This window comes from Bradyrhizobium sp. 31Argb (assembly GCF_043638955.1).
Lineage (GTDB): Bacteria > Pseudomonadota > Alphaproteobacteria > Rhizobiales > Xanthobacteraceae > Bradyrhizobium.
The window spans coordinates 1-10,855 of the sequence record NZ_JBEGDB010000274.1; the positions used below are offsets into that span (position 1 = coordinate 1).

Sequence of the window (10,855 nt, forward strand, 5' to 3'; positions counted from 1 at the left end):
GGGGATTTGTTGGGCATACGTTCTCCGTTAGAGAACTGTCCCTAATTTCCCGTGTCTCACTTTTGGGGGGCACTCCAGCATGCGCCGATGCAGTGTCCCCGGATTGCGCTGCGCTTCATCCGGGCTACGACGCCGATCAATGCTTGAGCCGGTAGCCCGTCCGGAAGATCCACCAGACAATCGCCAGGCAGGTGGCGAGGAAGCCCAGGGTCATGCCGAGACTCAGGCCGACGCCGACATCGGCGATCCCATAGAAGCTCCAGCGGAAGCCCGAGATCAGGTAGACCACGGGGTTGAGCAGGGTGATGGTGCGCCAGCCCGAGGGCAGCATGTTCACGGAATAGAAGCTGCCGCCCAGGAACGTCAGCGGCGTCACCACCAGCATCGGGATCATCTGCAGCTTCTCGAATCCATCGGCCCAGATGCCGATGATGAAGCCGAACAGGCTGAAGGTGACGGCAGTCAGCACCAGGAAGGTCAGCATCCAGATCGGGTGATTGATGTGCAGCGGCACGAACAATCCGGCTGTCGCCATGATGATGAGCCCGAGGATGATCGACTTCGTCGCGGCCGCCCCGACATAGCCGATGATGATCTCGAAATAGGAGATCGGCGCCGAGAGGATTTCATAGATCGTGCCGACGAATTTCGGGAAATAGATGCCGAAGGATGCATTGGCGATGCTCTGCGTCAGCACCGACAGCATCACGAGCCCGGGCACGATGAAGGTGCCGTAGCTGACGCCCTCGACCTCCGTGATGCGCGAGCCGATCGCGGCGCCGAACACCACGAAATAGAGCGAAGTCGACACCACCGGCGAGACGATGCTCTGCAACAGCGTGCGCCAGGTGCGCGCCATTTCGAACAAATAGATTGCGCGGATCGCCCGATAATTCATGGTGTCCTCACTAGCGCTCTGATTTCGAAGTTCGCACGCGTTCGCGGAGCCTCCAATGCGAACTTCGAAATCAGAGGAGCGCTAGCAAATCTATGATTCTGGTGCGGCATTAAAGTTTGAAGTTCCTATGACGAGGGTGCGGCAAACCCTGATACGAACTTCAAACTTGCTGCACCAGGCTGACGAAGATGTCTTCGAGCGAAGACTGGCTGGTCTCGAGGTCGGAGAAACGGATTCCGGCGTTGCGGAGATCGCCGAGCAGGCTTGTGATGCCGGTGCGTTCGCCCGCGGTGTCGTAATCATAGATCAGCTCGGTGCCGCCTTCCGAGAGCACGAGATGATAGGGCGCAAGCGCAGGCGGAATGGCGTCGATCTTGTGCGCCAGATGCAGCTTGAGCTGCTTCCTGCCGAGCTTCTCCATCAGCTTGGCCTTGTCCTCGACCAGGACGATCTCGCCCTTGTTGATGACGCCGATGCGGTCGGCCATCTCCTCGGCTTCCTCGATGTAATGCGTGGTCAGGATGATGGTGACGCCGGCATCTCGCAGCGTCCGCACCACTTCCCACATGCCCTTGCGCAGCTCGACGTCGACGCCGGCGGTCGGCTCGTCCAGGAACAGTATCTGCGGCTCGTGCGACAGCGCTTTCGCGATCATCACGCGCCGCTTCATGCCGCCCGACAGCGTGATGATCTTGGAATCCTTCTTCTCCCAGAGCGAGAGGTCCTTCAGCACCTTCTCGATATGAGCGGGGTTCTTCGGCTTGCCGAACAGGCCACGGCTGAAGCTCACGGTCGCCCATACCGTCTCGAACGAATCGGTGTGCAGTTCCTGCGGCACGAGGCCGATCGTCGCGCGGGCGGCGCGGTAGGACTTGATGATGTCGTGGCCGTTGACCGAGACGCTGCCTTCACTCGGATTGGCGATGCCGCAGACGATGCTGATCAGCGTGGTCTTGCCGGCGCCGTTCGGCCCGAGCAGGGCAAAAATCTCGCCGCGCCGGATATCGAGATTGATCTTGTTCAGCGCCCTGAAACCGGAGCCGTAGACTTTTGAGAGATTGGAAACGGAAATGATCGTCGACATGGCTAACGGTGATGGGCTGGCGGGAAAAGTACAGGGAACGCGACGTTGCGCCGCGCGAGAGGAGGGGCGGCCAGTACATAGGTACGCTTGGCTGGTTCTGCAATCCGTCGAAACGACGATCAGTTCACTCCGCCGCGTGAGCGCGCGCGGGTAATTCAATCAGGGCGACCATATAGGTCTTTATGTCGTTCGCGATCTCCGGCTCGGCCTTCAGCTCGGTCAGTGTTCGCGGACGCGGCAGCGACTTGCCGTCATTTTCAAGGCTTTCCGCATAGAGCTGCAAGGCCTCCGGCGCATTGCGCAAGGCTTCATCGATATCATCGCCGCCGGAAGTGCAGCCGGGCAGATCCGGAAACCAGACACCCACGCTGTGCTCGGGTCCGGCGTCCTCAACAATCGCGACGTAGTGAGCCATGGCCAACCTCAATCGGGCTTCCAGCCTGCACCTTTATAGATGGCGCGCATCAGTCCTTTCCCCAAGTCCTTCTTTGGGTGCGGAATGACCAGCGTTTCGCCGGATATGGGATTCTTGAACACGTGGTGCGAACCGGTAACGCGAACAAGTATCCATCCTTCCCGCTCCAGGCGGCGTATGGTCTCGCGGCTGTTGGTCAACATGAAACCCCACCCTGGATCATGTAGACCTTAAAGCCTGTTCTGCCGGCATTAAGTGAGCGACCCGCAGGACACCCTCTTACACCCGCTCCACGAAACTATCGACCACCTTTTTCTCGCCGGCCTTCTCGAAGGCGATGGTGAGTTTGTTGCCGTCGATCTTCACCACATGGCCGTAGCCGAATTTCTGGTGGAACACGCGGTCATCGAGCGAAAATTCCGAAACCGTGCCGGTGGATTTCGCCACCAGTTCGCCTTCGATCACCATCGGGCCGCGCTTGTTGCGGCCGAAACCGCCGAACGGCGATTGCTCCTCGTCGAATCCGCCGCGCGAGCCGCCGCGGTTCTGGTTGCGGGCGCGGTTGGCCTGGGCGCGCTGCCAGCCCGGTGTCGTGTAGCTGGAGCCAAAGGCTTCGACATTGTCGAAGCGCGAGGGGCCGTAGCCGCCGGCGCCGCCCCAGCCGGAGCCGCCCTTGGATTCCGTGATCTCGACATTATGCGCCGGCAATTCGTCGAGGAAGCGTGAGGGAATCGTGGTCGACCAGGTGCCGTGGATGCGGCGGTTGGTGGCGAAATAGATTTTTGCCCGGCGCCGCGCGCGGGTCAGCCCGACATGGGCGAGGCGGCGCTCTTCCTCGAGGCCCGCGCGGCCCTGCTCATCCAGCGTGCGCTGGCTTGGAAACAGGCCTTCCTCCCAGCCGGGCAGGAAGACGTTGTCGAACTCCAGGCCCTTGGCGGAATGCAGCGTCATCAGCGAGACGGCCTCGTCGCCGGCTTCGCCGTCGCGGTCCATCACCAGCGAGATGTGCTCGAGGAACCCTTGCAGGTTCTCGAACTCTTCCATCGAGCGAATGAGCTCTTTGAGGTTGTCGAGCCTGCCGGCGGCGTCCGCCGAGCGGTCCTTCTGCCACATCTCGGTGTAACCGCTCTCGTCGAGCACGACCTCGGCCAGTTCCGTGTGCGAGGTCACCTCGCTCTGCGCCCGCCAGCGGTCGAATTGCTGCACGACACCGCGGAGGCTCCCGCGCGCTTTCGGCTTCAACTCGTCGGTCTCCGCTACGGCGCGCGCGGCCTCGAACAGCGGAATGCGGCGCTTGCGGGCGTGGTCGTGCAAGAGCTGCACGGTGGCGTCGCCGAGCCCGCGCTTCGGCACATTGATGATGCGCTCGAAGGCGAGATCGTCGGCGGGTGAATTGATCGTGCGCAGGTAAGCCAGCGCATCGCGGATTTCGGCGCGCTCATAGAAGCGCGGACCGCCGATCACGCGATAGGGCAGGCCAAGCGTGACGAAGCGGTCTTCGAACTCGCGCATCTGGAACGAGGCGCGCACCAGGATCGCGATCTCGTTCAAATTCTCGCCGGCGCGCTGCAGATCCTCGATCTCCTCGCCGATCCCGCGCGCTTCCTCCTCCGAATCCCAGGAGCCGGTGACGGTGACTTTCTCGCCATCCTGGTCCTCGGTGCGCAGGGTCTTGCCGAGCCGGCCTTCATTGTGCGCGATCAGATGCGAGGCGGCGGCGAGGATGTGGCCGGTCGAGCGATAGTTGCGTTCGAGGCGAATGACTTTTGCGCCGGGAAAATCGTGCTCGAAGCGCAGGATGTTGTCGACCTCGGCACCGCGCCAACCGTAGATCGACTGGTCGTCGTCGCCGACGCAGCAGATGTTCTTGGGTGGAGTGGATGCAGAAGAGGTGACCTCCGTCATTCCGGGATGCGCTGAAAGCGCAGACCCGGAATCTCGAGATGAGTTCACTTCATCTCCGGATTCCGGGTTCGCATCTTCGATGCGCCCCGGAATGACGGTAGAGAGAGGAGCCGACTTGGACGACGGCGCCTGCGACAGCAGCCGCAGCCAGAGATACTGCGCGACGTTGGTGTCTTGATATTCGTCGACCAGGATGAACTTGAAGCGGTTCTGGTATTGCCTGAGCACATCCGGGTTCTCGCGGAACAGGCGGATGTTCTCGAGCAAGAGATCGCCGAAATCGGCAGCGTTGAGGATCTTCAGCCGTTCCTGATAGCTCGCATAGAGCTTGCCGCCCTTGCCGTTGGCGAAACTCGCGGCTTCGCCGGCCGGCACCTGTGACGGCGTCAGGCCGCGGTTCTTCCAGGTGTCGATCAATCCGGCCAGCATCCGCGCCGGCCAGCGCTTGTCGTCGATGTTCTCGGCCTGCAGCAGTTGCTTCAACAGCCGCACCTGGTCGTCGACATCAAGCACGGTGAAGTTGGATTTGAGCTGCACCAGCTCGGCATGGATGCGCAGGATGCGTCCCGCGATCGAGTGGAAGGTGCCGAGCCACGGCATGCCTTCGACCGCCTGGCCGAGCATCTGGCCGAGCCGCAGCTTCATCTCGCGCGCCGCCTTGTTGGTGAAGGTCACCGACAGGATCTCGTGCGGCCGTGCGCGGCCCTGGCTCAGGATATGGGCGATACGGGTAGTCAAGACCCGCGTCTTGCCGGTGCCGGCACCGGCCAGAACCAGCACAGGACCGTCCAGCGTCTCCACCGTCTCGCGCTGCTCCGGATTGAGCCCTGCGAGATATTGCGGGCTTGCCGCCGCACGGGCGCGTGCGGCGATGCCGCCGGGCACTGGCGAGGCCGCCGGAGCAGGGGCGTGTGGCAGGGGCTTGCGCAGATCAGTCAATAACGAAGTCCTTGATTCTCAAGTCGATAACATGGCACTCGCGCCGCCGGTTTGCGAGGGCAGCATGGCCAATAAAAGGCCGGTTTTCGGCGTGCCACGGGCGTCGCCAAAAGCCCAGCCGGGATCGCAATAGTTTCATCAAGATTCGATTGACTGGCGGGCGCGTAGGCTTGCCAAAATGCGAATCTCAACTCAAGATTGTTGAATTCGCCGGCTTGCATCTCTGGGGGAGGCGTCATGGCAAGGAACGATACTCCGAAGGAACTGCTTGATGCGCTCAACCTGGTCAGCGGCGAGAAGGGAGCCCGGCCGGAATCCTTGGGGCTGCTTGAGGCAAGGCATGTTGAGCGAGTGCGGACCGTCTTCGAAGATCCCAACATCGTCGGCATCGGAATTGCGGACAAGATCACCGAGAAGAAAGACACCGGCGAACTGAGCGTGTGCTTCTACGTCGAAAAGAAGATCGCCAAGAGCCGGATGAAGAGCCAGAAGATGATCCCTCCCGTTCTGAGTGTGCCGGGTCGCAAGGCGGTATTCACCGATGTCCAGGCGATCGGAAAGGTTCGTCCCCAAGTCAACAAGCAGAAGTCGCCGCTGCTCAGCGGCTATAGCATCGGAAATCTGACGGATACGGGAACCCTTGGGGCGATCGTCAAGAAGGGGAAGAAGCTGTTCGTGCTCAGCAATTCCCACGTGCTTGCCAAGAGCGGATTGGGGAAGGTCGGCGACAAGATCGTCTTTCCCGGCGAGTCCGACAATGGCGGCAGGGATCAGGTCGTCGCGACATTATCCGCTATCCTGAAGTTCAAGACCGGTGACGATTTTCTCAACCGCGTGGATGCGGCTCTCGCCGAGATCGATCAGGACTTTCTCGACAAGATAGATTTTTCCATACGCGGAGCGGCTTCTCCCTTTGCGACCACCAATCCGGTGCGCGGGATGAAGATCGTCACGCGCGGACGGACGTCGGAAGATGCCGATGGCGAAGTCCAGGACGTCCACTTCAGGATCGTCATGCCCTATCCGGGCCTCGGCAAGATCGGGTTCCTGGACCAGGTGAAGTGCACGCATTATTCGAAGCCTGGCGATTCCGGCGCAATCATCGTCGACAAGGCAAGCAAGAAGATCGTCGGTTTGCACTTTGCCGGGTCGGGTGCCGCGAGTATCTTCAATCCGATTGCCGAGGTCATGAAGGCGCTGAAGTTCCGCTTCGTGAAAGCATGAGAAGCGGACCGGCCATGCGGATTGGTGATGGCGAACGAGCAACAGGCCAACAAGGCACGCGAACTCAACAGTCGCGAACTGCTGAAATGCGGCGCCCATGCCATCGGCGTGGAGGCGGGGAAGGATCACGGCAAGCGCGGCTGGGTCGTCGTCGCGCATGTCGCTCCGGAAGCCAACGTGACGCTGCCTCCCACGCTTGCCGTCGCGACGGAAAAGGGGGACGTCCAGGTGCCGCTGGTCTGCGTAAAGAGCGAGCCTTTCAAACCGGAATGATTCTCGCAAACATGGGGGGATAAAATGCCGAGCTTCGTATTGCGCCAATCGATGCTCAAGCATCGAGGGCCGTTTCTTGCCGAACCGCAGAGCGTTCGGGCCGAGGGCGATCGCGTGGTGCCGGTCCGGACCGACGTCTTCATGCCGGAAATGGTTCCGCGCAACTGCCATCTCGAAGAATACGAGAAAGTCAGGGTTCCCGCAGTCGACGTCGATCAGGAAATCATCGCCTATTGCTCGCCGGATTCGACTTTCGCGGTGACCAAGAAGCTGTTTGACGATGCGAAGAGGTCGATCCTGATCGGCATCTATGACTTTTCCGCCGAGTATATCAAGCAGCTCGTGCTGGATGCGCTCGCGCGCGGCGTCAAGGTCAAGCTCATGCTCGATATCGACAGCAAGGATGAGCAGGAGCTGTTCGACGACCTGAACGATGCCGGGGTCGACGGCGTGCCGGCACCATCGTGCGCCAGTCATCGGGTGCACTTCTTCAGCTCATCGCACGAGAAGGTGATCGTCATCGATGGCGAATGGTGCATCGTGCAGAGCGGTAACTACAGCGAGAACAGCATACCCCTCAACGTGAAGGACGGCGGCGATCCCGCTCACTTCCGGCCCGGCAATCGCGACACCGGCCTGGCGATCCGCTCCAGGAAGCTTTCGAAATTCTTCACCGGCATTCTCGAAAGCGACATGAATCTCGAGCTGACGGGACCGGAAGCGCTGGCTCAGGCCATTGCAGCGGCCAACGCTTTCATGATCGAGCGGGCGCCGACGAAGATCCCGGCCAAGCTGTTTCCGAGCAAGACTTTCAAGCTCACCAAGCCGCTTGCCGTCCAGCCGGTCCTCAGTCCGGACAACTACATGCAGGTGATCCCGGCGAAGCTTCGGGCGGCAAAGAAGTCGGTATTGATCGAGCAGCAATACATTCGTGGCAAGCAGCCTGACATCCAGAAATTGCTGACGGCAATTGCGGACGCGCGAAAGCAGAACAAGAAGCTGGATATCCGCATCATTCTCGGCAAGGTCTTCGGCAAGGAGGATCTCGACGCCGAGAAGAAAAACCTGGCGCTGCTAAAGCAGCAGTTCGGCCTCGTGGCCGGCAAGAACATACGATACATCGATACGACCCGCTTCGTGCATTGCCATAACAAGATGATCCTGGTCGATGGCCAGGATGTCCTGGTCAGTTCGCAGAACTGGTCCGATTCCGCCGTCTCCAAGAATCGCGAGGCCGGCGTATGGCTCTCTCATCCGGGCATCTGCGATTACTTCACGCAGATATTCGAGAGCGATTGGAAGACTGCGCGCAATGCGCCGACAGCTCCCGCCAAGGAGATCGTTGAGCCTGAGTCGCTGCGCGCCGGCGGATACGTCAGGGTGGCTCCCGCCGACTATCAGGAGGTGTAACAGCAGCGAAGGCCCGACCCTGCCGCCTCCAAAGCGTGGTTTTGTTCCGTGAGCAGCGGCAAATTTCGCGCTTCCACCGCACGGAACCATCGTTTTTTGGGCGGATTGTTTCCTTGAGTTTGGCGCGATGGTCAATCGCGTCGGTGGAAACGGAAAGCAGAGGGTTTGGCCATGCTAAGCTGGGTCGTAACGTTTTTGATCATCGCGTTGATCGCGGGTGTTCTGGGCTTCGGCGGCATCGCCGGCGTCTCCATCGAGATCGCCAAGACGATCTTCTTCATCGCCATCATCCTGTTCCTGATCTCGGCAGTCGTCGGCTTGGTGCGCGGCCGCTCAAGGGTCTAGGTGGATATTTGGTTGGCGCATGATCTCTGCGCAAACGCGTGGCGTTTGTCGCGGGAAAACCGGTCCCCACTTTTCCGGATCATGCGCTCCTAACGTGAGGGCATCGCCACGCTGCGGCCGATGCCCTCGGGGCGCGGGACCAACGCATGGATATCTGCGATCGCCTTGATGCGGGCGCGGATATCGGATGGGAATGGGGCAACCTTGCGCGAGTTCATGTCGATATGCAGCGACATGTTTTCGGAGGTCGCCGAGATCCAGCCTTCCGTCGCGTGGCGCAGCTCCTCGAAGGTGTGCAGCCGCTTGTCGTCGGCGCCAAGCAGATAGACCGTGACCTGGACGGGATCGCCGAGATTGATCTCGCGCAAATAGCGCACGTGGCATTCGGCGGTAAAGGTCGACCCTTGGCGCTCTTTCTTGTAGGCGGGGCCGATGCCGAGCTGCAGCCAGATCTCGTCGATGGCGCGGTCGAACATCACGTTGTAATAGGCCATGTTGAGGTGGCCGTTATAGTCGATCCATTGCGGCTCGACCTGCATCACCGAGGACAGGAACGGGGCGGAGGGCAGTTTCGTGTCCCTGGCGGCATTAACGGTCGTCATCATGCATTCCTGTTTGTTTGTGTCGTGCTCTTGACCCCTTATATAACCTTTGCCACGGTCGGCTGAAGCCGGGAGGAAATTTCACGTGGCGACTACGATTTCGAACAATCCAGCGCGTCCGGAGCCGCAGGCCCTCAAGCGCGCGATCGACGCGCTGGCGGCGCGCTTCGGCAATCGCCTGATCACCTCGCAGGCGGTGCGCGACCAGCACGCCCACACCACGACCTGGCTGCCGCCGCAGCCGCCGGATGCGGTGGTGATGGCGCAGGAGACCGCCGACATCCAGGATGTGGTGCGGATCTGTGCCAAACACCGCGTTCCCGTGATCGCGTTCGGCACCGGTACCTCGCTGGAGGGCCAGGTGAACGCGCCGGCCGGCGGCATCTGCATCGATCTGCGCGACATGAACCGCGTGCTCGCCGTGCATGCCGAGGACCTCGACTGCGTGATCGAGCCCGGCGTCACGCGGAAGGCGCTCAACGAGCATCTGCGCGACCAGGGCCTGTTCTTCCCGATCGATCCCGGCGCCGATGCCTCGCTCGGCGGCATGACCTCGACGCGCGCCTCCGGCACCAACGCGGTGCGCTATGGCACCATGCGGGAGAACGTGCTGGCGCTGAAGGTCGTGCGCGGCGACGGCGAGATCATCACCACGGGCACGCGGGCGAAGAAATCCTCCGCCGGCTACGACCTGACGCATCTGTTCGTCGGCGCCGAGGGCACGCTCGGCATCATCTCCGAGCTCACAATCAAACTACGCGGCATCCCCGACACGATCGCGGCGGCCGCATGTTCGTTCGAGACCGTGCGCGGCGCCTGCCAGGCGACGATCCTGGCGATCCAGACCGGCATTCCCGTCGCCCGCATCGAGCTCTTGAATGCGGCGCAGGTGAAGGCGTGCAACGCCTATTCGAAACTGACGCTGCCGGAGACGCCGCTGTTGCTGCTCGAGTTCCACGGCAGCGAGGCCGAGGTCGCCGAGCAGTCGAAGAACTTCAAGGAGATCGCCTCCGAATGCGGCGGGCTCGGTTTCACCTGGACCACCAAGCCGGAGGACCGCACAAAGCTCTGGCAGGCGCGGCATGACGCCTATTGGTCGGTGAAGGCGCTGCGGCCCGGCTCCGGCGTGGTCGCGACCGACGTCTGCGTGCCGATCTCGCGGCTGGCCGATTGCGTCACCGAAACCGAAGAGGATCTGAAGCGGCTCAATTTGCTCTCTCCGATCGTCGGCCATGTCGGCGACGGCAATTTCCATTGCTCGCTGGTCTGCGACGTCGACAATGCCGAGGAGATGGCACGCGGCGAGGATTTCATGCATCGCCTGGTCGAGCGCGCGCAGGCGATGGGCGGCACCTGCACCGGCGAGCATGGTATCGGGCAGGGCAAGCAGAAATATCTCGAAGCCGAGCTTGGACCCGAGGCGCTCGACGCCATGCGCGCACTGAAGAAGGCGCTCGACCCGCAGAATATCTTCAATCCGGGCAAGATCGTGCCGGCGTAGCCAGAGGATACGTTTCGCAACGCGCTTCAACGCCGGTTATGCGCGGAGTAAATTTCGAGGCGAAACGATATGGCCGTCCGGCAAGACCAGCACGCGGCCTTTCTGCGTCACAGCGGACATGGCTGGACTTGCCGCTGGATTGCCCCTGTAGCGAATGACCCCCAACGGACATTCGGACGGCCGTTCAGGTAAGGTTCCGGGGCTGCCAATCTGTTCCAATGCGCGGCTGTGTCCGTATTTGTCCGCCGTCTCCAAAGTT

Annotated in this window: 12 protein-coding genes; 5 read left to right on the top strand and 7 right to left on the bottom strand. The window is 61.4% G+C overall.

Annotation, left to right across the window (positions count from 1 at the left end):
- Positions 1–136: 136 nt before the first annotated feature.
- The 5 genes from AAFX91_RS33730 to AAFX91_RS33750 all read right to left on the bottom strand — a co-directional run bounded on the left by AAFX91_RS33730 (position 137) and on the right by AAFX91_RS33750 (position 5,241).
- Complete coding sequence (locus tag AAFX91_RS33730) at positions 137–898, bottom strand: ABC transporter permease (RefSeq protein WP_130578600.1); 762 nt, start codon at positions 896–898, stop codon at positions 137–139.
- A gap of 160 nt (positions 899–1,058) precedes the next feature.
- Complete coding sequence (locus AAFX91_RS33735) at positions 1,059–1,982, bottom strand: ABC transporter ATP-binding protein (RefSeq protein ID WP_394569444.1); 924 nt, start codon at positions 1,980–1,982, stop codon at positions 1,059–1,061.
- Positions 1,983–2,106: 124 nt separating this feature from the next.
- Positions 2,107–2,397 (bottom strand): type II toxin-antitoxin system HicB family antitoxin, encoded by a 291-nt coding sequence (locus AAFX91_RS33740; protein WP_130578598.1) that lies wholly within the window; start codon positions 2,395–2,397, stop codon positions 2,107–2,109.
- 8 nt (positions 2,398–2,405) lie between these two features.
- Positions 2,406–2,600 (bottom strand): type II toxin-antitoxin system HicA family toxin, encoded by a 195-nt coding sequence (locus tag AAFX91_RS33745; RefSeq protein WP_394569445.1) that lies wholly within the window; start codon positions 2,598–2,600, stop codon positions 2,406–2,408.
- Positions 2,601–2,676: 76 nt separating this feature from the next.
- Positions 2,677–5,241: an ATP-dependent helicase gene (locus AAFX91_RS33750; RefSeq protein WP_394569446.1), complete on the bottom strand. Its 2,565-nt coding sequence runs from the start codon at positions 5,239–5,241 to the stop codon at positions 2,677–2,679.
- A 237-nt stretch (positions 5,242–5,478) separates the two neighbouring features.
- Between AAFX91_RS33750 and AAFX91_RS33755 the strand changes: the two genes are divergently transcribed.
- The 4 genes from AAFX91_RS33755 (at position 5,479) to AAFX91_RS33770 (ending at position 8,493) form a co-directional block, all read left to right on the top strand.
- Entirely contained in the window at positions 5,479–6,465 is a 987-nt protein-coding gene (locus AAFX91_RS33755) for a hypothetical protein (protein ID WP_394569447.1), read from the top strand.
- Positions 6,466–6,492: 27 nt separating this feature from the next.
- Complete coding sequence (locus AAFX91_RS33760; RefSeq protein WP_394569448.1) at positions 6,493–6,738, top strand: hypothetical protein; 246 nt, start codon at positions 6,493–6,495, stop codon at positions 6,736–6,738.
- A 51-nt stretch (positions 6,739–6,789) separates the two neighbouring features.
- Entirely contained in the window at positions 6,790–8,148 is a 1,359-nt protein-coding gene (locus tag AAFX91_RS33765) for a phosphatidylserine/phosphatidylglycerophosphate/cardiolipin synthase family protein (RefSeq protein ID WP_394569449.1), read from the top strand.
- A gap of 171 nt (positions 8,149–8,319) precedes the next feature.
- The gene (locus AAFX91_RS33770; protein ID WP_282528341.1) at positions 8,320–8,493 is read left to right on the top strand and encodes a DUF1328 domain-containing protein; all 174 of its coding nucleotides are present in this window, start codon (positions 8,320–8,322) and stop codon (positions 8,491–8,493) included.
- 89 nt (positions 8,494–8,582) lie between these two features.
- On the opposite strand, the gene AAFX91_RS33775 is transcribed toward AAFX91_RS33770, so the two are convergent.
- On the bottom strand, positions 8,583–9,098 hold the full coding sequence (locus tag AAFX91_RS33775) for a thioesterase family protein (RefSeq protein WP_394569450.1): 516 nt from the start codon (positions 9,096–9,098) through the stop codon (positions 8,583–8,585).
- A gap of 82 nt (positions 9,099–9,180) precedes the next feature.
- Between AAFX91_RS33775 and AAFX91_RS33780 the strand changes: the two genes are divergently transcribed.
- Positions 9,181–10,596, top strand: a complete 1,416-nt coding sequence (locus tag AAFX91_RS33780; RefSeq protein WP_394569451.1) for an FAD-binding oxidoreductase — start codon at positions 9,181–9,183, stop codon at positions 10,594–10,596.
- Between the two features lie 36 nt (positions 10,597–10,632).
- Here the strand turns inward: AAFX91_RS33780 and AAFX91_RS33785 are convergent.
- The coding region (locus AAFX91_RS33785) for a hypothetical protein (RefSeq protein ID WP_394569452.1) at positions 10,633–10,855 on the bottom strand (223 nt) is incomplete at its 5' end.